Annotated in this window: 24 protein-coding genes; 6 read left to right on the top strand and 18 right to left on the bottom strand. The window is 37.0% G+C overall.

Annotated elements, in window-relative coordinates:
- Window positions 1-21: 21 nt before the first annotated feature.
- The 8 genes from dapD to QNH48_RS08645 form a co-directional block, all read right to left on the bottom strand.
- The gene (gene dapD / locus QNH48_RS08680) at window positions 22-732 is read right to left on the bottom strand and encodes a 2,3,4,5-tetrahydropyridine-2,6-dicarboxylate N-acetyltransferase (RefSeq protein ID WP_095247820.1); all 711 of its coding nucleotides are present in this window, start codon (window positions 730-732) and stop codon (window positions 22-24) included.
- A 78-nt stretch (window positions 733-810) separates the two neighbouring features.
- Window positions 811-1,692, bottom strand: a complete 882-nt coding sequence (locus QNH48_RS08675) for a transcriptional regulator CcpC (protein WP_283954581.1) — start codon at window positions 1,690-1,692, stop codon at window positions 811-813.
- A gap of 111 nt (window positions 1,693-1,803) precedes the next feature.
- Entirely contained in the window at window positions 1,804-3,315 is a 1,512-nt protein-coding gene (locus tag QNH48_RS08670) for an MDR family MFS transporter (RefSeq protein ID WP_283954580.1), read from the bottom strand.
- A 51-nt stretch (window positions 3,316-3,366) separates the two neighbouring features.
- Window positions 3,367-3,819 (bottom strand): cyclic-di-AMP-binding protein CbpB, encoded by a 453-nt coding sequence (gene cbpB / locus QNH48_RS08665; RefSeq protein ID WP_095247823.1) that lies wholly within the window; start codon window positions 3,817-3,819, stop codon window positions 3,367-3,369.
- Between the two features lie 136 nt (window positions 3,820-3,955).
- Window positions 3,956-4,192: a YkuJ family protein gene (locus tag QNH48_RS08660; protein ID WP_095247824.1), complete on the bottom strand. Its 237-nt coding sequence runs from the start codon at window positions 4,190-4,192 to the stop codon at window positions 3,956-3,958.
- Between the two features lie 180 nt (window positions 4,193-4,372).
- Complete coding sequence (locus QNH48_RS08655) at window positions 4,373-4,876, bottom strand: DUF3993 domain-containing protein (RefSeq protein ID WP_283954579.1); 504 nt, start codon at window positions 4,874-4,876, stop codon at window positions 4,373-4,375.
- A gap of 177 nt (window positions 4,877-5,053) precedes the next feature.
- Entirely contained in the window at window positions 5,054-5,296 is a 243-nt protein-coding gene (locus QNH48_RS08650) for a hypothetical protein (RefSeq protein ID WP_283954578.1), read from the bottom strand.
- Between the two features lie 68 nt (window positions 5,297-5,364).
- Window positions 5,365-6,579 carry an EAL domain-containing protein gene (locus QNH48_RS08645; RefSeq protein WP_283954577.1) on the bottom strand — a complete coding sequence of 405 codons (1,215 nt, stop codon included), beginning with the start codon at window positions 6,577-6,579 and terminating at the stop codon, window positions 5,365-5,367.
- A 159-nt stretch (window positions 6,580-6,738) separates the two neighbouring features.
- Here QNH48_RS08645 and QNH48_RS08640 point away from each other — a divergent pair, with 159 nt between their 5' ends.
- From QNH48_RS08640 to QNH48_RS08620, 5 genes are all read left to right on the top strand, one after another.
- Window positions 6,739-7,563: a C39 family peptidase gene (locus tag QNH48_RS08640; protein ID WP_283954576.1), complete on the top strand. Its 825-nt coding sequence runs from the start codon at window positions 6,739-6,741 to the stop codon at window positions 7,561-7,563.
- Window positions 7,564-7,768: 205 nt separating this feature from the next.
- Window positions 7,769-8,647, top strand: coding sequence for a metallophosphoesterase (locus QNH48_RS08635; protein WP_283954575.1), 879 nt, complete (start codon window positions 7,769-7,771; stop codon window positions 8,645-8,647).
- A gap of 610 nt (window positions 8,648-9,257) precedes the next feature.
- Entirely contained in the window at window positions 9,258-9,734 is a 477-nt protein-coding gene (locus QNH48_RS08630) for a YkyB family protein (RefSeq protein ID WP_095247830.1), read from the top strand.
- A 160-nt stretch (window positions 9,735-9,894) separates the two neighbouring features.
- Window positions 9,895-10,095 carry a hypothetical protein gene (locus QNH48_RS08625; RefSeq protein ID WP_283954574.1) on the top strand — a complete coding sequence of 67 codons (201 nt, stop codon included), beginning with the start codon at window positions 9,895-9,897 and terminating at the stop codon, window positions 10,093-10,095.
- 166 nt (window positions 10,096-10,261) lie between these two features.
- The gene (locus tag QNH48_RS08620) at window positions 10,262-11,419 is read left to right on the top strand and encodes an aminotransferase A (protein WP_283954573.1); all 1,158 of its coding nucleotides are present in this window, start codon (window positions 10,262-10,264) and stop codon (window positions 11,417-11,419) included.
- 93 nt (window positions 11,420-11,512) lie between these two features.
- Here the strand turns inward: QNH48_RS08620 and QNH48_RS08615 are convergent, their stop codons facing one another.
- The 9 genes from QNH48_RS08615 to QNH48_RS08575 form a co-directional block, all read right to left on the bottom strand.
- Window positions 11,513-11,692 (bottom strand): hypothetical protein, encoded by a 180-nt coding sequence (locus QNH48_RS08615; RefSeq protein WP_095247833.1) that lies wholly within the window; start codon window positions 11,690-11,692, stop codon window positions 11,513-11,515.
- Window positions 11,693-11,760: 68 nt separating this feature from the next.
- On the bottom strand, window positions 11,761-12,639 hold the full coding sequence (locus tag QNH48_RS08610; protein WP_283954572.1) for an NAD(P)-dependent oxidoreductase: 879 nt from the start codon (window positions 12,637-12,639) through the stop codon (window positions 11,761-11,763).
- Between the two features lie 157 nt (window positions 12,640-12,796).
- A complete protein-coding gene (locus QNH48_RS08605) occupies window positions 12,797-13,270 on the bottom strand; it encodes a hypothetical protein (protein ID WP_283954571.1) in 474 nt (157 codons plus the stop codon).
- A 91-nt stretch (window positions 13,271-13,361) separates the two neighbouring features.
- On the bottom strand, window positions 13,362-14,147 hold the full coding sequence (locus QNH48_RS08600; protein WP_283955719.1) for an SDR family oxidoreductase: 786 nt from the start codon (window positions 14,145-14,147) through the stop codon (window positions 13,362-13,364).
- Window positions 14,148-14,258: 111 nt separating this feature from the next.
- Window positions 14,259-15,971 carry a phosphoenolpyruvate--protein phosphotransferase gene (gene ptsP, locus QNH48_RS08595; RefSeq protein WP_283954570.1) on the bottom strand — a complete coding sequence of 571 codons (1,713 nt, stop codon included), beginning with the start codon at window positions 15,969-15,971 and terminating at the stop codon, window positions 14,259-14,261.
- Window positions 15,971-16,237, bottom strand: a complete 267-nt coding sequence (locus tag QNH48_RS08590; protein ID WP_283954569.1) for a phosphocarrier protein HPr — start codon at window positions 16,235-16,237, stop codon at window positions 15,971-15,973. The genes ptsP and QNH48_RS08590 overlap by 1 nt, the downstream gene beginning before the upstream one ends.
- Window positions 16,238-16,948: 711 nt before the next feature.
- A complete protein-coding gene (locus QNH48_RS08585) occupies window positions 16,949-18,604 on the bottom strand; it encodes a glycerol-3-phosphate dehydrogenase/oxidase (protein ID WP_283954568.1) in 1,656 nt (551 codons plus the stop codon).
- A gap of 35 nt (window positions 18,605-18,639) precedes the next feature.
- On the bottom strand, window positions 18,640-20,130 hold the full coding sequence (gene glpK, locus QNH48_RS08580) for a glycerol kinase GlpK (protein ID WP_283954567.1): 1,491 nt from the start codon (window positions 20,128-20,130) through the stop codon (window positions 18,640-18,642).
- Between the two features lie 65 nt (window positions 20,131-20,195).
- A complete protein-coding gene (locus tag QNH48_RS08575) occupies window positions 20,196-20,390 on the bottom strand; it encodes a protein YkzS (RefSeq protein WP_095247841.1) in 195 nt (64 codons plus the stop codon).
- A gap of 221 nt (window positions 20,391-20,611) precedes the next feature.
- On the opposite strand from QNH48_RS08575, the gene QNH48_RS08570 reads away from it, so the two are divergent.
- Window positions 20,612-20,800 carry a YkvS family protein gene (locus QNH48_RS08570; protein ID WP_090758199.1) on the top strand — a complete coding sequence of 63 codons (189 nt, stop codon included), beginning with the start codon at window positions 20,612-20,614 and terminating at the stop codon, window positions 20,798-20,800.
- A gap of 482 nt (window positions 20,801-21,282) precedes the next feature.
- Here QNH48_RS08570 and QNH48_RS08565 read toward each other — a convergent pair whose 3' ends face one another.
- A complete protein-coding gene (locus tag QNH48_RS08565; RefSeq protein WP_283954566.1) occupies window positions 21,283-21,402 on the bottom strand; it encodes a DUF6254 family protein in 120 nt (39 codons plus the stop codon).
- Window positions 21,403-21,500: the final 98 nt, after the last annotated feature.

Here is a 21,500-nt window from a genome sequence, read left to right as displayed (position 1 = left end):
CCACGCTCCTTTGTCATAATTCTATAGTTGGCGAAGTTCTTGCATAATTTCGGTTTTTGATTTTGTCTTCTCATCGATATCCTTAATTTTCCTTGCAGGGGTCCCAGCTACAACTGTATAAGGAGGAACATCCTTCGTAACTACTGCACCAGCAGCAACTACCGAGCCTTGTCCAACTCTAACACCTTCTAATACCACTGCATTTGCACCAATTAAAACATCATCTTCGATTATAACAGGTTGTGCGGATGGCGGCTCGATAACACCAGCTAAAACGGTCCCAGCACCAATATGACAGTTCTTCCCAACGGTAGCTCTGCCACCAAGAACAACACCCATGTCGATCATTGTTTTTTCACCAATAACAGCGCCAATATTAATAACTGCACCCATCATGATAACCGCATTATCCCCAATTTCTACCTGGTCACGAATCGTAACTCCCGGTTCGATTCGAGCATTAATATTTTTAGTATTTAGTAATGGAATCGCTGAATTGCGGCGATCATTTTCAACTACGTAATCTTCAATTTTTCCTTGGTTTGATTCTAACGCAGGGTTAATATCTGACCATTCACCAAAAACCACACCGGTATTTCCATTAATAAAAGTTTTAGAATTGCTTCCAAAATCGATACCTTCTAAGTCACCTTTTACATAAACCTTTACAGGTGTTGATTTTTTACTGTTTTGAATAAAAGAAATAATTTCATTTGCATCCATCATTTTCATAAGTATTACCTCCAACTAGAATTAAAATTTACTTTATCAAACAAAAGTGTTGAAAACAAGAAAAATGAATAACAAGCATTAACTGCTATGACTGCTATGTTCTTTAATCAGATCCACAAATGCCTGCACCTGTTTAAGCTGAAAGGAAGACTCATATGCTAATAACCATGTATCACGTTTAAGGGAATCACCATTTTCATCAAGTAACGGAATTTTGTAAATTTCCTTTTCGGTGTTATTCAACGTAATACCTGGTAAGATAGAATATCCTAATCCATTGAAGGTTAATTGCTTACATGTCTCTATTTGATCAACAATGATCGTTCTTTTAGGTGAAGTTTTGAATTGACGCATCCACCAATCCTGAATTTCTTGATAATAATTAGAATCACTTTTAAATTGGATGAAGGGCCTATCCGTTTCTAACAGCTGTTCAGGTCTGGTAATGTCTCTATCCACCAAGAAAAGCGGGTCGCTAAAAAGTTTGATTTTAACCCCTTTCCAATCTGGCAAACCTCGAATGATTCCAATATGTACTTGATCATCATAAAGACTTTTCAATATTTCACTGCTCCACCCCGTTATGAGTGAGATTTTTGCTTGCGGATAGGTATCACTATACTTTTTTAAAACGGGTGGCAGCCAATTTTGACCTACAATCGAAGCAACTGCAATCTTTAAGGTTCCTGATACCCCCGATTGAAGAGAATGGATACTTTCCCGGACCTTTTCTTCTTTAACCAGCACCTCATTTACAAACTGAATGACTTGTTCTCCGGCTGGGGTAAGTGACAGTCCTTTTTGAGAGCGGATAAAAATTCTTGTTCCCCACTCTTTCTCTATCGTTTGCAGACGCTGAGAAAGCGCCGGCTGAGATACGAATAGCCTCTCCGAAGCTTTTCGCATATTCATTTCTTGGGCTAATACAGATAATAAGTGAAATTCAGATATTGAGGACAAAACCATCCACCTTTATGCATTATTAAACATCCGCATTTCTTATTATATATAGAATATTAAAACATTTCATTAATTAGCTTTCTTTTTTTCAGAAAAAATAGCTCTGCATCATCACGAAGCAGAGCCCTTTTTATGTTTAGGAATAAATGAAATCAGGATTAAACTCACAAGTGCAAAGGTAAGAACAACATAATATACCCAATGTAATGATTGAGTCAACCCTTCCTGAAGGAGTTCCCGAGCTGATTCAGATAAATTGGAGCGCTCATCTTCCTTTAATAAAAGGTTTGCAGAATCCACGGTTAGTTTTTCCTCAGATTGATTGGAGTTATCACTAAGAAAATTGCCCAGCCTATTATTAAGAATTCCACCAAGTAAGGCGGCCCCAATTGTGTTTCCTAAATTCCTCATAAACATATTGGCTGCTGTTGCGATTCCTCTTTGCTGCCAGCTTACGGTTGCTTGGATGGAGACAATAAAAGCAGTTGAGGTCAAACCCATTCCAAAACCAACTATAAGTGACCCTAAGGCAGCCCATAGAGGCCCAGAAGAGCCTGTCATTGTTACAAATACTATACTCCCGATAATTAAGGCAACACCTCCAATAAGGGAGGTTTTACGGTATCCCAATGAAATAAGCATCCTTCCAGAAAGCGTCGAAGCAATTGGCCAGCCAATGGACATAGCTGTTAATGTAAATCCAGCAACAATTGGTGTTTGTTCCATTACCCCTTGAACAAAGGTGGGAAGAAAACTTGAAATTCCTATTAACATAATACCCGTAGTTAAAGAAGTTACATTCGCAATTAAAATAGGTCGTTCCTTCCAAATATTAAAAGGCATTACAGGTTCACTCGCCCTGCCTTCGTGATAGACAAACAGACCAATCGTTACAATAAATAAGACAATCAAGCTGACTATTTGCCAAGAGCCCCAAGACCATCGTCCCCCGCCCTCCACTAACAAAAACATTAATGAGGAAATAGACAGAGTTAATAGGAATGCACCTATGTAATCAATTTCATGTTTTTTCTTTTCAACGTTCTCGTGAAGATAGAATCCTATACCAATCAAAGAAAGAATCCCAAGAGGAATATTGATCCAAAAAACATAATTCCAGCTTACATATTGAACGAGTAATCCACCTACTGCTGGTCCCGTAACAGCAGAAATTCCCCATACACTTGCTAAATACCCCTGAACTTTTGCTCTTTCCTCGGCAGAGTAAATATCACCAACAATAGTGGTTGCAATTGGAGTAACAGCACCTGCCCCAAACCCTTGGATTAATCGAAAAATAATAAGTGCTTCCATCGAAGTTGCAAAGCCGCAGAGGATGGAGCCAATTAAAAAGATAGTGATTCCAATAAAGAGAATCGGTTTTCTACCGAAAAGATCAGATAATTTCCCATAAATCAGGACTGTTACCGCATTCATTAATAGATACGCTGAAAAGACCCAGCTGTAGAGAGTAAAGCCACCTAAGTCAGCAACAATAGCAGGCATGGCAGTTGAAACAATCGTTGCTTCAATCGCTCCCATAAACATTGCTAGCATTACGGCTGCTAGTACAAGTGGTCTATTCGTCCTTCCTCTCTTAGATTTGGTAAATGGATTAGCCATTATTACACCTCATGTTTCTCAATAAAATAATACAGCCCCCTTATGGGAGCCTTATTTCTCACTTTTATTCATCTTGTTTACGTCCAAATTCAATTGCATTAACACTGTACTTCGAGGCAATATTCCTTCAAAATAACCATCTTCCGTATCAACACAAAGAAATGGATGGTTTACTAAGAGTCTAAGACAGGTTTTAATTGATGCCGTAATCTTTACTCGTGGAACAGAATGATTCATAACCTCTTCCACTCTTTTTTTTTCTAATTGTTCAAACTCAATCCTTTCAAGTCCAAGAATTGAATCCATTATAATAGGAGTGCTAATAAGACCATGTAGTTTATAATGCGGATCAAGTACGGGTATTGCTGTATATCCACTTTTAGTAAGGACTAATAGTGCATGCTCTAGATTATTTCCAACTTGCACATGAGCTACCCGCTCAGAAGGTATCATTAATTTTCGTATATCTATTTCTAAAAATTCACCACTGTGAAGACTAATCATCGCCGAAAACTCCTCAATGTTTGTTTTACCACATGTATATTCTACCATAGTTTTCGGAGAACTGGTTTTTTTTATGAAAAAGTAATAAATAAGAAATGACGTTAAAAAGGAAAAAATAAGGAACCGTTGCCGGCTCCTATTGAATTAAATCAAAAATTTCAATTGTAATCATGTCTACATTATCAAATTGATAGCGTTTTGGCTTTTCCTTTTCATTATATATTTCTAATTCAAAGGTTTCTGTTTTTGGATGAAATGTTACTTGACACTTTCTATCGCCATTTACTTCAAAATAGCGTTGTGCCGGCTCACCTCCATTAGACTGTTCCTGAAGGTTTTTTAACCGTGTTAATATCCCTTGAAGCTGTGACATATGCTCCATCTCCTTTCAAACACAAGCAAACTTTCTACTGTTATGTTTCTCCTTTGGCATATTTCTATCCTTATGGATTTTTTCCAGCATAATTTCATCTGGTGAATATGCCAATATTAAAAGAATAAAATAACAGACCGCATCTGTCCATGTAAAAGTGAAGAAAATGGAAACTTTTTTTTATTTACTTATATTTGCTTTCTTCAAAATGCTATCAGGGATATTATTATACAAATATTCGTCCACCTTCCATCCTCCATCCACTTTTCTTAATAATACCCCCTCTAAATGATCTTCGCAGCCAACTGGACCATCTGTCGTGGCAGGGAAAAATTCAAAAACATAAATGCTTTCGGGTGAAAAGATTACTTTTGACTTATCCGAATAGTGAAAAAAGGGAATATAAAAAAGTGCAAAATCCGAACCATATGTAATAAATTTCCCTTTTTCTTCAAAAACGTTCTCTTTCCAAAACAACTTTTGATAAGCTTTTGAAAAGTAGGGATTTAATAAATCATTGATTTCTTCTTTTGTTCTAGTCCGTTCACTCAGAGAGACCTGAACTTGAAAGGCTCCCTGGATCATGCTAAATATCTCTTTTTTAGTACTTAGATTTGCTTTTGCCGTAGGAGACAAAGGTATTAATAATAAGATGACAAGAAGTAATAGTAAAGTTTTCTTCATTTTCCCTTTCCTCCTCACGGTAAAAATCTTAGGTTATTTTATTTTTCATTTTAATAAAAATATTCCTAATAATCGCAAAAATAAATCGTAAAAAAAAATATCAGTATTAGACATTAACCTACAATTATTTGCATATCTAAGGAGAGTCCCCGAAAAATCTTGATAAAAAATAGGCCTCTATGAGGCCCTAAAAGTGATTGCAACAAAAAGGATGATAAACAGAACTAAGGTAAAAAATATACCATATGCCCAAAAAATCGGATTGCTCATATAAATATGTCTTTGTACTGGCTCAGCTATTTTTGTATCCAAATCTCCTTCAACTGCTTTTTTCTGTCTGGCCACTGACAATGTATAGATAAGCGAAACCGCAAGAATTCCAACAATAACTATGGATAGGGCATTAACAAACAGATTCATGAGCGATTTCTCCTTTAATAATGTTTCTATTAAAATTCCACCGTATGAACCATTCTATACTAGATAAGTTATAACAATTGGTCATTCTCAAATAAATACTGATAGGTAATATCAATAAATAAGTAATCACTTCCGTTTATAGGAATGGAGAAAGTTCGGATGGTCTCTCCGGTTTCGATATCACTATATAAATCAGATAATATCCCCTTGCGCTCATTTCTCATTTTAATGATATTTTCTAAAAAATAGGGACGCCAGCTCCAATTCTTTTCAATATATTCTTTTTGGGAATACCAGCCGCCGCTCTCACCCTTTAAAATATTCGAGGATTTCTGAAAACCATCTTCATCACATACATACATTCGAAAGGCAATTTGATCCATTTCTTTTATGAGCGAAGTAAACAACTCTTCATAATTTGCCTTTTTATTCTTAATTAATATATCTTGTACTTTATTTTGAAAATATTCTGCTGCTGAATATATTGCTTCCAGTTTCCTTTTTTCATATGCGATAAAGTCATGGAATTTCCCTTTTAAACGCTGTTTTAGTAATTCACGCTCAATAAATTCCGGGGCAGGGGGATGCAGATAAAATCCTTGATAATATCTCCCGCCATTTTTCCATGCAAATTGAAGCTGGTAACTCATTTCAATATTTTCAAAAAGTAATGTGGCTCCGATTTTCCTTGCTAATAATGATAAGGAAAATAAAACATCCGTAAAGCTTGCAGCCGTTGCATTAGATTTTAAAGCACGTAAATTTATCTTAATAATTTCAGGACCTAATTGGCCAATTCGTTCAAAGAAATTTGTGTCACTATTTATACTTGCAATAGCAACTTTTATCCCATACGTTCGATAATATTGTAGTAAATGATCTAATTGACCAAAATCACCCTTATAATTTCCTTCAGAAATTTCAAGGACTATTCTCTTTAAATTCAAGCCTCTTTTTTCAAAAGCCAGCAGTTCTTGTAAAAATGGCTCTCCATGTCGATACATGAGTAAATCGGCATCACGATTCAAATAGATACTAACATCATCTTCAAGATCAAATGCACGTTCTAACGATTTTTGAACTAACAATTGGTCAACTTCGAATTTGTATTCGTCTGGAATACTATCATCATGGAAAAAGCTGCCCAAGCTGATAATGCTGCCATCTGATTGATATCTACCTAAAACCTCATAAGCAATTACACGCTGCTCATCGGCACTAAAAATTGGTTGAAAATAAGGAATGACATTTTCAAGATCCGTTAGGATATCCAATGCATCCATTCAAGCACCCTCCGCAAAAAAGATTTTCCTCATTATACCATACCCTTATATACAATACGCTCAACTTGCACATCATGTTCTTTTCCAAAAGAATACCATCATAGGCAACTCGAAACTTCCGAATGATAGAACCAAGTCCATATGAATGGAGGATAACAATTGAAAAAATTTTGCTTGTTAGTATCAATCCTTCCACTGTTTGGATGTAATAATGCAGATGAAACAGTTTCTAAGGAGCCAGATAAGCAAAACTACACAGAAATATATGAACAAGTACCGAAACCTGAAATTCAAAAAACTAAAAATACCACCACTAATAGTGAAATTAAAAAGCAGACAATTTCAAACACAATCGTAAAACAGCCAGTATCACAACCAGCTAAAAAGGATTCAATGATGCTGGATGTTGCTTTAATTAAACAAAATCCTGAGTTAAGATATGGATGTGAAGTGACAAGCCTTGCCATGGTTTTAAACTTTGCAGGTGTGAAAACAGACAAAATGGATTTGTATCGCTCCATTCAGAAAGATCCAGACCCTATCAAAAGATCTTCTAATGGTGATATATTAAATTGGGGCAACCCTGCAGATGGTTTTGTTGGAGATATGACCGGTAAGCAGGCAGGTTATGCAGTATTCGACAAACCAATGGAAGCACTGGTTAATCAAAAACTTCCTGGCAGAGCTGTTAACTTAACAAACCAGCCCTTTGAACGAGTTTTAGAGCACGTTTCTGCTGGTTACCCTGTAGTGGTTTGGACAACAGGAGATTATCGATTACCTGATCGCTGGGAGTCTTGGTACCACGGACAGCAAGTTATTAAAACACCATTGGATTTGCATGCTGTTGTCCTAGTGGGTTATGATGCAAATTATGTTTACTTGAATGACCCGCTTTCTGGCAGAAAACAAGTAAGAGTTGGAAAAGAAAATTTTATCGCTTCCTGGAAAGCACTTCAAAGCCGGGCAGTAAGTTATAAATAATATGCAGACGCGACATACAAAAGCAGCCAAAAGGCTGCTTTTTAATAGGAATTTTTTATTTATTTTAGAATATGAACTATTGTATACCTTTTTATATAAAAATTCATTCTGCCTTTTCGCTTGCAAAATCGACCATTTTTAAAGAAAATACGAATGACTCTACTTTTACACAGAAAATAATTGGAGATGGGTTGGTTATAACATTATGCCTAAAAAAATGAAAAGGAGATCTTTCCTGAAAAGTACCTTTGGTACACTGCTAACTGTTTTTGGTCTAGGTTCAGGCGGTTACTTCTATGCTAATAGAATTGAACCTTCACTTCTCGAAATAAATCACATTGAAATCAAGCACCCCTTAATTCCTACTAGTTTTAATGGAGTGAAAATTGTCCAATTTAGTGACACTCATTTAGGTTTTCATTACAATTTAAAACAATTAAAGAAATTAGTTGATAAAATTAATCAACTTCAGCCTGATTTAATTTTTTTCACAGGAGACTTATTGGACGAGCCAAATAAATATAACGAAATAAATAAAGTTCCGCCTATTTTACAGCAATTAAAGGCAACAATTGGTAAATATTGTATATACGGAAACCATGACCATGGAGGCTATGGTTCAGAAATTTATAAAAATCTAATGGAAATGTCCAATTTCACTCTCCTATTAAACGAATCCCTCCCTATTAAGCAAAAGGATGGAAGTTTTATTTCTCTATTAGGTATAGACGATCGAATGCTAGGCAGACCTGATTTACAATTAGCCATGAAACATATACCAGATAACTCGTTTAATCTACTGTTATCTCACGCTCCTGATGTTGCCGATGAAGCCTCAACTTATCAAATACATTGGCAGTTAAGCGGACATAGTCATGGAGGTCAGGTAAAAATCCCTTTCGTGGGGGCTCTTGTCATTCCGCCTTTTGCACAAAATTATCCTGAAGGGTATTATTCCATTGGTGAGATTAATCCATTGTCGTTATATGTAAATCGAGGGATTGGCACAACACGACTCCCTTTTCGGTTCATGGCAAAACCAGAATTGACGGTTTTTACCTTGATTTCAACGGAAACAGATTAAAAAATCCTTACCCACTAATGTGCAAGGATTTTTTAATTATTACTTCTATTTTCATTAAAGTGTTAATTTAATAAAAACTTTTCCTCTAGCTCTTTTACAGGGATAGGCATTGAAAAATAATATCCCTGAGTTTTATGGCAATTAGCTTTCTTAAGGAACTCCACTTGCTGCTATTACATCTAGTGAAAGGTTTGCTTTTTTCAAACCCGCCTCGTTAACAAACAGATATCGAAAAGAAGGACCCTCTTCCACCTTCATCACATAAACCATATCCTAGAGATGCTGAAATATTATATCAAAAATAATTTTTTGGATTTTCTTATTCACTGTATCCAGTACTAGTTCTTTATTCAATTCGCTTTTGAAATCCATTTTCTCATCCTTTAAACGTAAAAAGTTCTCTTTTTTTACAATAATGTTTTTACTTTCTTGTATTTCTATTTTACAATTAAATCATAATAAAGATAAACAATTTAAAGAAAATAATGACTATTTCACTAAAACTTAAAAATGACATTATATCTTAAGTTGACCGTAGGAACCTAAAAGAATAAATGGGAACAATAGGAATTAGGTTTGCTCTGTTTTTAATTTGAAAGGAGTACATAACTTGACTCATGAAAGGGAAATCCCCCACCCAAAAGGGAAGCTAACGATAGATAACCTCTCACAAGCTCTCTTTATTGTTAATCGCCATGCCAAAACAGCAACGAACCCCAAATATTTATATAAACTAAAGCATGAATCATTAAAAAAATTAATAGATGAAGGCAAAGCAAAAAAAGTAGGACTTCATTTTTCGGAAAATCCTCGTAATAGCAAACAGCAATCGGATGTCCTCGTTCAGTGCGGCCATTATACTTTTCATATTCCTCCTACAAAGTCTGATTTTGCTGAGCTTCCTCATTTGGGCAAATTAGATGGAAGTGTGAGAAATCCAAAAACCTCACTTTCTCTTAACCAAGCAAGAGGCATATTACAGCAATATACGGGCATTACAGAAATGGAACAACCACCTTCAAATCATAGAAAAAACCGTCCATATCAAAAACCGATTTTTAAAAAGTTAGGAGAACGATATACGTAAAAAGGCTAAATTTCACCTGGCCTTTTTACGTATTTTTTTGTACATAATTTCGCTACAATTTATTGATAATTTTGTGAACTCTCTCACAAGTTATAGACCCTTTTAACGATTAAGTTTACAATACAATCATAAGACTAAATCATAAAGAGGTGCCTTAAACATGAAAGGGACAGCGATTCTTTTTCAAGAGCAGAGGATTACATTTATTGAAGATGTTGAGCAAACAGTATTCGAAGAAATAAAAAACCAATGTGGCTGTGAGCAATGCAGCTGTAAGTTAGATAATAAAATTGTTACTTTCGATTCGGTCTCTCCCGTTTTCTGGCATGAAGATGAAGTTGATTGGGACTATGGTTATTAATAATACTCTATAAGTTGATATAAACTCCCCCCTTAAAAAACAGCCTGAAAATCATTCAGGCTGTTTTTATATTCTCTCTACTTACTCTAGTCCATTATTGTAGAATATTTCTATAAATCTGTTTATAATCAGAGTATTCATGAAAGCGATGAAAGGATGAACAAGGGTGGAGCATTTAATTAATTCCAAAGTTCAAGAAATAGAGGTTTCAGGCATCAGAAAATTTTATAATATGGTATCTCATATAGATGATGTGATTTCATTTACAATTGGACAGCCAGATTTTCATACACCAGAGCACGTAAAGCTGGCTGGCATTCAAGCAATCGAGGAAAATTTCACTTCCTATACACCTAATGCTGGAATCATTGAATTACGAACTGCCGCATGCGATTTTGTTAAAAAAAAATATGGTCTTTCCTATGAAGCAGAATCTGAAGTCATTGTCACAATGGGTGCAAGTGAGGCTATTGATATATCCTTTAGAACCATTCTAACGGAAGGGACCGAAGTTATCCTGCCAGGACCTATTTATCCTGGATATGAACCAATTATTCGTATGTGTGGAGCAGTTCCAGTTCATGTCGATATAAGAAAGAATCAGTTCCGTTTTACGTTAGAAATGATTAAGCCTTATATCACCGATAAGACACGCTGCATTGTTTTACCATACCCATCAAACCCAACAGGAGTAAGCCTCACTGAAATGGAGTTAAAAGAAATTGCTGATTACTTGAAAGAGAGAGAAATCTTTGTCCTCGCAGACGAAATATACAGCGAGCTCACTTATGATCAGCACCATCTTTCGATTGCTTCCTTTTTAAAAGAGAAAACAATCGTAATTAATGGATTGTCAAAATCTCATTCGATGACTGGATGGAGAATTGGCTTCCTATTCGCTCCTAAAGATATTACCAAGCACATATTAAAGGTACATCAATACAATGTATCCTGTGCCAATTCAATTGCTCAGAAAGCAGCTTTAGGAGCATTAACCACGGGAATGGATGATGCTATCCCGATGAAAAGGGAATATATCCAAAGAAGAGACTATGTTTACAATCGTCTTACCGCAATGGGGCTAAGTGTAGTTAAGCCAGACGGGGCATTTTATTTCTTTGTTAAAATCCCTGAATCAATCCCTGTGAATAGTTTTGACTTTGCTCTTGAGATGGTACATCAAGCAAAGGTAGCTGTAGTTCCTGGAAGTGCATTCTCTGAATTCGGTGAAGGTTATTTTAGACTTTCCTTTGCCTGTTCACTCGAAACGTTAGAAATCGGATTAAATAGAATGGAACAATTTTTAAATAATAGGCTCTGTTAAATTGGCTGTTGATTTGTGCCAAAATCCATATTAGCTTTAACATAGTAAAATAATAAAAAACACCCTCACTGCTAAAATGTGAGGGTATTTCTGTTATTGACCTTTGTATTGTCCATTATTTTTGGATGCTTTTTCTTTTTTTGCTTTATCTTTATGAATTTTATTTGTTGCTGCAGATCCCATTTCATGAGCAAATTCTTCATTTAAGACAGCAGAATCGAATCCCTTTTTGTTTTTTTGCTGCGGGTCATTCTTTTTTGTTCGTTTAGCCATATAAAGTTTCCTCCTATTTCAACTTCTAGCTTATTTTTTGAAAACAGGAGGAATTTATACAACACGTATTAGGACTTCCAATATTTATATAATGCCTGTGTTCCACTATTCTCCTCGCCCATTTCAGCAAGTTGATCATACAGCGATTTTGCCAAAGCTAAACCAGGAACTTTCATTTCCATTTGCTCTGCTTCATCTAAGGCGATTTTCATATCCTTAATGAAATGTTTTATGTAAAATCCTGGTTCAAAATTCCCGTTCAGCATTCTTGGAGCAAGATTGCTTAATGACCAGCTTCCAGCAGCGCCAGTGGTAATACTTTTTAACACTGATTCTGGATTTAATCCTGCTTTTTCGGCATAAATGATGGCCTCGCAAACACCAATCATATTTGAAGCTATCGCAATTTGATTACACATTTTTGTATGCTGTCCGGCACCTGCTTTACCTTGATAAACAATATTTGTTCCCAGGAGATTTAGAAGTGGTCTTATCGCTTCAACGTCTAATTCTTCTCCGCCTACCATAATGGACAGTTTCGCTTCCTGTGCACCAACATCACCGCCAGAGACAGGGGCATCAATGGTATGAATACCTTTTTCATTTGCAGCCTCATATATTCTCCTTGCAAGTGATGGGGCTGAAGTCGTCATATCGATAAGATAACTATCTGATTTAGCATTATTAACTAAGCCATTTTCCCCTAAATAGATTTCTTCCACATCAGAAGGATAGCCAACCATTGTAATAATAACATTAGCCTTCTCTGCCATTTCTTTTGGTGTATCTACCCAAATAGCGCCTTTCTCTAATAGTTCACCCGACTTTTCCTTGGTCCTTGAAAAAACAATTAACGGATACCCCGCTGCCATTAAATGTCCTGCCATACTTTTCCCCATTACGCCTGTCCCAATAAAACCAATTACAGTATTTTCTGGAGTTAACAAAATAAATCAATCCTCCGATTTCGTATTTTCACCTTTTTATTATATATGGAGTAACGCAAAAAAACCGGAACTAAGTACTTTCCGGTTATCGTGCTCAATCTCCAAATTTATGCACTTACATAGTTTCTCCTAGTTCAAATCAAGATAAACAATAATTTCATAGCTCTGATGAAAAATTTGTTAAATAGACACGTCCAAAAACTTCCTGATTATTGAATATTTCTATTGAAACTGCCTGATTTTTTTCAATCATATTCTTTAATTCATAGATGTGTAAATCTTCCTTTAGGGGGAGCGGGTCCATAAAAATATATTTTTCACTTTTACCCTCTACCTCTAAATATTCTCCATTTAGAACTTGATCCTCTCCGTATATGATTTCACGTTTACCAATTGCAGCCGCAAGCTGATCATCATGGATCGTAACCTTTACTTTATATAACTCATGTCTATCTAATATTTCATTATTGATTCTGAAGCGGAATTGAAGTTCATTATTCTTCGTTAACAAGGCATCCGCGTAACGATTAACAATTAGTTCTTTTGATAGGGGTAATCCACAACCAGTAAGTGAAGTTCCAATAAACATGATACACACTAGAACAAAAACCAGTTTTCTACTTCTCCGCATGTTTAAACACTCCTTTATGTTTTTACCTTAACCAAATTTTTTTGGTAATAAACGTAAAATGAGGTTGATTATTGGAATAATAACTGTGAGGTTAAATAGCTTTAATCATGCCCCCATCAACTAAAAACGAACTCCCAGTCATATAGGTATTAGCATCTGATAGAAGAAAGGCTGCTACATTGGCAAATTCCTCAGGTGTTCCATATCTCTTAAGAGGAATTGTCTCTTTCATTGATAATTCAACCGTATTTATGTCGACTCCTTGTTTATCCGCATTAATTTGATCTAAATGCTTAACACGATCAGTTGCTATGCGACCTGGCGCGATTGTATTGATTAAGATATTGTATGAAGCAAATTCAGATGCTAATGACTTAGATAGTCCAACGATACCGGTTCGAAAGGTATTAGAGAGTATTAAGCCTGGTATTGGCTCTTTAATTGAAGATGAAGCGATGTTAAGAATCTTTCCTCCATCCTTTTTTAGGTAGGGCAATGCTTCACGAATGACACGTACATATGATAATAAATTTAATTCAAATGCACTTTGCCATTCATCATCTGTTAAATCCTCAAAGGTTCCTGCCGGTGGACCGCCTGCATTATTGACAAGTAGTTGAAGACCACCAAATGTATCTATTGTTTTTGATACAAGTAGTTTAATATCTTCTGTCTTTGTGATATCTGATTTTTGGAAACCAACCTTCCCCAACCCGATAGATTCTAATTCCTCAGCCTTCTTTTTAAGTTTTTCCTCATCCCTGCCCGAAATCATTACATTCGTTCCTTCTTTCACTAACGCTTGAGCGATAGCAAATCCTAGCCCTTGGCTAGAAGCAATTACGAGCGCTGTTTTCCCGCTAAGATTTAATTCCATCATAGATCCCCCTTTAACTTGTCTATTTCCATTATACTAAAAATTTCCTCTTATTCCTAAAACATGTACGACAAAAAGAGACAGAATTACTCTGCCTCTTTGAATCATGTATTATTTTGTTGCAGCATTAACAGCATCAATTACTTGTGACGTTGTCTGCATATTTAAAACCTGATTGGCAAGCTTCTCCATTTCGGCTTTACTTAACTTTTTAATTTGTGACCGTGCTTTAAGGATTGACGTTGCACTCATTGAAAACTCGTCTAATCCAAGACCAATTAGAAGTGGGATTGCTGTTTCGTCTCCAGCCATCTCACCGCACATCCCAGCCCATTTACCTTCTGCATGTGCAGCATCAATAACCATCTTCACCAATCGTAGAATAGACGGGCTATATGGCTGGTATAGGTAGGATACACGCTGATTCATCCGGTCAGCCGCCATTGTATATTGAATTAAATCATTCGTACCAATACTAAAGAAGTCAACCTCTTTAGCAAATTGATCAGCTAAAACAGCAGTTGAAGGAATTTCAACCATAATCCCTAGCTCAATACTGTCGGAAACCTTTTGGCCTGCAGTAATAAGCTTCTGTTTTTCATCTTCAAGGATTGCCTTAGCTTCACGGAACTCATCCAACGTTGCAATCATCGGGAACATTACTTTTAAGTTACCATAAATGCTTGCTCTTAGAAGCGCTCGGAGCTGAGTACGGAAGATATCCTGTTCCTCTAAACATAAACGAATGGCTCTAAAACCTAAAAATGGATTAAGTTCTTTTGGCAATTGAAGGTAGGGAAGCTCTTTATCGCCGCCAATATCTAAAGTACGAACAACCACTGGCTTACCATTCATACCCTCTAAAACAGCTTTATATGCCTCAAATTGTTCTTCTTCAGTAGGAAGCTGGTCCCTTCCCATATAAAGGAATTCAGTTCTGTAAAGTCCTACACCTTCTCCACCGTTTTCAATTACTCCCTTTAAGTCTTTAGGAGTACCAATATTAGCAGCTAATTCAACATGATGGTCGTCCGCTGATACCGTTTTTTCATTGACAAGCTTTGCCCATTCGGTTTTCTGAGCCTCATATTGCTGATGAATGTTGCGATATTCTTCCACCAGTTCAGGAGTCGGATTAATATGTACTTCACCTTTTAGACCATCGACAATGACTAAATCACCATTGTTAACATCTTCCGTAGCACTTTTTGTTCCAACTACTGCTGGAATTTCCATGGAACGAGCCATAATCGCAGAATGGGAAGTTCGTCCACCGATATCTGTTGTAAATCCTAATACGTACTGTCGGTTCAATTGAGCAGTATCGGATGGTGTTAAATCCTCTGCCACAATAATTACTTCTTCAGCGATCATACTTGGATTTACTAATTGTACGCCTAGTAAATGTGACAGAACGCGCTTTGTAACATCACGTATATCGGCAGCACGTTCCTTCATATACTCATTGTCCATTTGTTCAAACATCATAACAAACATGTCTGCAGTATCTTTTAATGCAGCTTCTGCATTTACTTTTTCTGACTTAATCTTATCTTCAATTGGTCCATTTAATTCTGGATCAGTAAGGACAAGTAAATGCGCCTCAAAGATAGCTGCTTTATCTGCACCAAGTTCAATCTGAGCACGATCGCGAATTGCCTCAAGTTCTGCTTTAGATTTCTCTATAGCTTCCTTAAAACGAGATACCTCTGAATCTGCATCCTCTATTGTTTGGTTCTCAAATGATAAGTTTGGTTCTACTAACCGATAAGCTTTTGCAATGGCAATGCCATTCGAAGCAGCAATTCCTTGTAAAAATGTCATTACTCAGCCAGTCCTTCTTTTTTCAATAATTCATCAAGGCTTCTTAATGCTTCTGCACTGTCACTGCCCTCTGCACTAATTGAGATATCTGCTCCTTGGCCAATTCCAAGAGACATAACACCCATAATGGATTTTAAGTTAACTTTTTTACCCTTATATTCTAAATTGATTTCTGAATCAAATTTGCTCGCAGTTTGTACAAGCAGGGTTGCAGGTCTTGCGTGAATCCCTGTATCAGCTATTACTTTAAATTGTTTTTCTGTCATGTTCAATCAAACTCCTTCTCGTTAATATAAAATGACACTGGCTATTCCATATCTAACAGCATATAGTCAGATAAGTATAACTGAACTAATTGTTATATTTTCTCCAAAAGAAGATGGAGTATGTAAACAGCTAGCCTCATTTATTTTTTGAAATTCATACAATTGCTAGGATAACATTTTCAAACAATACAGACAACAAAAAACCATTTATGTAAGCGCATTAAAAAATCGACATCTTGTTTTTTTAAAAAAGTTCACCATTTCGCCATAATTTAAGCCTAATTTTTCAAAAAAAAGGTTGTGTTAAATAAGGCTGTTGATTTGTGCTACAGGCGGTTCGGGAAGCCTGTCTAGTTGCAGCGCCTAGCCCCTCGAGTCGCTTCGGTCCCAACGATGAAGTCAAAGAACGACTTCATCGTCAGGCCCTCCAGCGCTTGTCGGGGCTGTACAGGCGCTTCCGCTTTTCCTACTCCTCGGCGCTAAGAGATAAGCGGGGTCTCCTCTGTCCCGTCCTCCTGCAGGACATTGATTTACATCCTCGAATCTGCCCACGCACGAAGAAAATGCGATAGCATTTTCGAGGAGTCTCGCGCCTTCCGCACAAATCAACATACTAAACCAACAGTTACCGTAACACAGCCAAAAAGAAATAAGCTGACCATTTAGGCAGCTCATCATCTTGTATCGCTATTTTATTTTTTTCTCCTGCTATCAATTACTAGTACCAGATGCAATTTTCAGAGCCATTTCCAATTCTTTTGTGTGCAATTCTTTGATTGTGTCATCCCATTTCAATTTCTCGGCCATATAATCTATTACTTGTTGTTTATAGGAGTGGACAGTATGAATATTGAATAGGACAGCTCCAATTCTCCTTGTAAAGAAATCTGTTGGTGTTGCGACCATTTCACATTGGATTGAATAAACTAGCTTTGCAAACAGCTGATTTGGAATACCGTATTTTAACGCATCACTTTTATTCTCCAATAGTAAATCAAAAACCACATCAACATTGGAACCATACATGAGAGCTAACTTTTCTGACTCTAATGGAGTTAGCCCTTTTTCGATACCCTTAGCCGTTTTTTCTTTTGTAAAAGCAGGATAATTGTGCGAACCTCCTACATGACCACCGGAGATAGGCAATTTCTTTGTTTTACAGTTTTGGTAACTGATTCTTTGTTCCTTTTCCAGACTTACTGATAATCGGTCAACAATGGCTTCTGCCATTTTTCGATAACCCGTTAATTTTCCTCCAGCTATCGTAAGCAAACCCGTTTTTGACTCCCAAATTTCATCCTTACGTGATATTTCCGATGCTTCCTTGCCTTCCTCATAAATGAGTGGCCGTAACCCAGCCCAGCTTGATTCAATGTCAGCTTCGTTAATTGCCACTTCAGGAAACATATATTGAATTGCATTGATTAAGTATTCTCGATCGTTTTTAGTAACGAAAGGCTGGAGCTTATCTTGATTAAAAAAAGTATCCGTTGTGCCAACATACGTTTTTCCATCACGAGGGATAGCGAATACCATCCTTCCATCAGGGGTGTCAAAATAAATGGATTGGTTCAAGGGAAAAGTGCTTCGATCTATCACAAGATGGACACCTTTAGTCAATTGCAAGGTTTTCCCATTTTTAGAATGATCGAGTTCACGCACTTCTTCCACCCATGGACCCGCAGCATTAATAATTTTTTTTGCACAAATCTGATATTTTTCTCCTGTTAACTGATCCTCAACAACGACACCAGCAACCATTTGATTTTTATAAACAAAGTTAACAACCTTTGTATAATTTATTGGTGCTGCACCAAATAGATATGCCTCTTTCATGATTTCAATTGTCAAACGCGCGTCATCCGTACGATACTCGACATAGTAGCCGCTCCCTATTAATCCTTCCTTCTTTAGTAAAGGTGCTTTTTCTAATGTTTGTTCTTTTGTTAACATGGTTCTTCGCTCATTACTTTTTACTCCCGCAAGGAAATCATACAGTCTTAACCCTATCGATGTGCTCAGCCTTCCAAAGGTTCCTCCTCTATAAATCGGAAGTAACATCCATACAGGTTTTGTTACATGAGGGCCGTTTTCAAAAACAATTGCTCTTTCTTTACCTACTTCAGCTACCATTTTTACTTCAAATTGTTTTAAATAACGAAGTCCGCCATGAATCAATTTGGTTGAACGGCTAGATGTTCCAGCAGCAAAATCCTGCATTTCAACTAGTGCAGTTTTCATACCTCTAGTTGCAGCATCCAGTGTAATCCCTGCACCAGTAATCCCCCCGCCAATAACTAGAACATCAAATTCCTTATTTTTAAGGCTATCAATCATTTCATTTCTATTTATGTTAGAAAATTTCATCCCTTTTCCTCCTAAATAGAAAAAGACCATTAATTTTATTTAAAAGTCATCGCAGCCTCCACTGCTTTTTTCCAGCCATTATATAGGCTGTCACGCTGTTCTTCTGCCATATTCGGAATGAATTTTCGATCGGTTGCCCATTGTTTTGATATTTCTTCCTGACTTTCCCAGAACCCTACTGCAAGACCTGCTAAATAGGCAGCTCCAAGCGCAGTTGTTTCACTTACTTTCGTTCTTTCTACTGGTACATTTAAAATATCACATTGGAATTCCATTAATAAATTATTTTTCACGGCACCACCATCTACGCGAAGGGTTTTCAGTTTTATTAATGAATCTGATTCCATTGCTGATAGTACATCTTTGGTTTGATAGGCTAATGATTCGAGAGTGGCCCGGATAAAATGTTCCTTCGTGGTTCCTCTTGTTAAGCCAAAAACAGCACCTCGTACATCACTATCCCAGTAGGGCGTCCCCAATCCAACAAATGCAGGAACAACATATACACCATCCGTGGATTCCACTCTGCCAGCATAGGACTCACTATCCTTAGCTTCCTTAAACATCCTCAAACCATCACGAAGCCATTGAATAGCAGAGCCTGCAACAAAGATACTTCCTTCAAGACCATATTCTACCTTCCCGTTTAGCCCCCAGGCAATAGTTGTCAATAAGCCATTCTCTGACCGGACTGCTTTATCTCCAGTATTCATCAACATAAAACAACCTGTTCCGTACGTATTCTTAGCCATACCCGGCTCAAAACAGGCCTGCCCGAAAAGTGCTGCCTGCTGATCGCCAGCAATCCCAGAGATTGGTGTTTCCCTGCCAAAAAAGTGATAATCAACGGTTTTCGCATAAACCTGAGACGAGGGCATCACTTCAGGAAGCATACATTTAGGAACATCCAATATCTTCAATAATTCATCGTCCCATTGGAGGTCAAATATATTAAACATTAGTGTCCTTGATGCATTGGAATAGTCGGTTACATGTGCACGACCTCCAGAAAGCTTCCAAACGATCCAAGTATCAATCGTTCCAAATAAAAGCTTGCCTTGCGATGCTCTTTCACGCGCACCATCAACATGATCCAAAATCCATTTTGCTTTTGTTCCTGAAAAATAGGCATCTATAAGAAGCCCCGTTTTCGAGCGAAAAAGGTCACTATAGCCGTTTAATTTCAATTCCTCGCAAATATCACTTGTTTGCCTTGATTGCCAAACGATTGCATTATATATAGGTTCTCCTGTTTCCTTATCCCAAATTACCGTGGTTTCCCGTTGATTGGTGATACCTATACCAGCAATCTGCTCTGGTTTTATTCCCGATTCAGACAATACTTCAGCGATAACTGACAGCACTGAACCCCAAATCTCATTTGCATTATGCTCCACCCAGCCTGGTCTAGGAAAATACTGAGTGAACTCTTTTTGTGCAGAAAAAACAATTTTTCCCTGCTTATTGAATAGAATAGCTCTTGAGCTGGTTGTACCTTGGTCTATAGAGAGAATAAATGTCTCCAAAGCAATCCCCCTATTCACTATATGGTTTATTTTCTATTTATAAAACTAAATGGATAATTCTAATGTTAGCTTCTAGGCTCTTTCAAATATTGGTATAATACATCTCCACCCCGCTGACCTATGCCGCGAAAATGTTTAAAATCTTCCCTTTTAACAAGGAACTGACGAAATTCCATAAAGTCTTCCTTCTTTACATAGTATTCTGAAAGTTCACCTAATCTTAGTTTTTCTAAAATATCGTTCACATATTGTTCCTGCATATTCTTCATCACCTCACTAACATTTTATAGTAAGATTCATGATAATAGTCAACATTTGCACCTTTATCCCCTGAAAATAGGGTAATGAATGAAAACGATTGCATTTTTTATTAATAATTAACGAAATTGTCAAATAAAACCCTTTACGAAACTATAAAAGTAGTGCAAACTGTTATGTAAATAAGTATCTACAATTTGTCAAGTAAAGGAGAGAGAGACTAATGAAAAAAGCAGAAGTTGGAAATATCATTGAATTCCGCGGCGGATTAAAAGGGATTGTAGAAAAGGTAAATGAAAATTCTGTCATAGTCGACCTGACGTTAATGGATAATTACCGTGATCTAGAATTGGATCAGCGGACTGTTGTAAACCATAAAAATTATAAGATAGTAAAAGAAAGCGCTTATTAAATTAATAGCTTTATAGATTAGGCAGCCAAGGGCTGCCTTTTTATTTGTAGGCTGTGTTAAAATTGTCTGTTGATTTCCGCTCCACTAAGGAAAGCTTCTTTGAATAAGCATCGCAGTGACAGGCGGTCTCTGCCTGTCACGAGGCACTTCGCGGACCTTAGGGAGGTTCGGGGAGCCTGTCTAGCTGCAGCGCCTAGCCCCTCGAGTCACTTCGGTCCCAACGTTGAAGTCAAAGAACGACTTCATCGTCAGGCCCTCCAGCGCTTGTCGGGGCTGTACAAGGCGCTTCCGCTTTTCCTACTCCTCGGCGCTTAAGCGCTTGTGGGGTCTCCCCTGCCCCGTCCTCCCGCAGGACACTGATTTTTTCATCCTCGAATCCGCCCACGCACGAAGAAAATGCGAAGCATTTTCGAGGAGTCCCGTGCCTTCCGCGCAAATCAACAGAGTGCCAAAATCAACATATAGCATTAACACAACCATTTTTATTTATCTTGTCCAGCTTCTTTTAAGAGCTGTTCTTTTGATTTTACTTTTCCATGAGGATTTTGGTCTTGTTTACGAACAGTCCATTCCCGCTCTTCTTGACTTTTAGATTTGCTCATCGTCCTTCCTCCTTTCCATTCACCTTACTATTTTTTTCAATTTCTTCATTCTTATTAGTGGAATTATTCAAAAGTGTGATGTAATCATTTCCTTTCAT

Origin of the sequence: Neobacillus sp. YX16 (assembly GCF_030123505.1) — a bacterium.
Taxonomy (GTDB): Bacteria; Bacillota; Bacilli; order Bacillales; family Cytobacillaceae; genus Neobacillus.
This window is presented reverse-complemented; position numbering and strand designations above follow the sequence as displayed.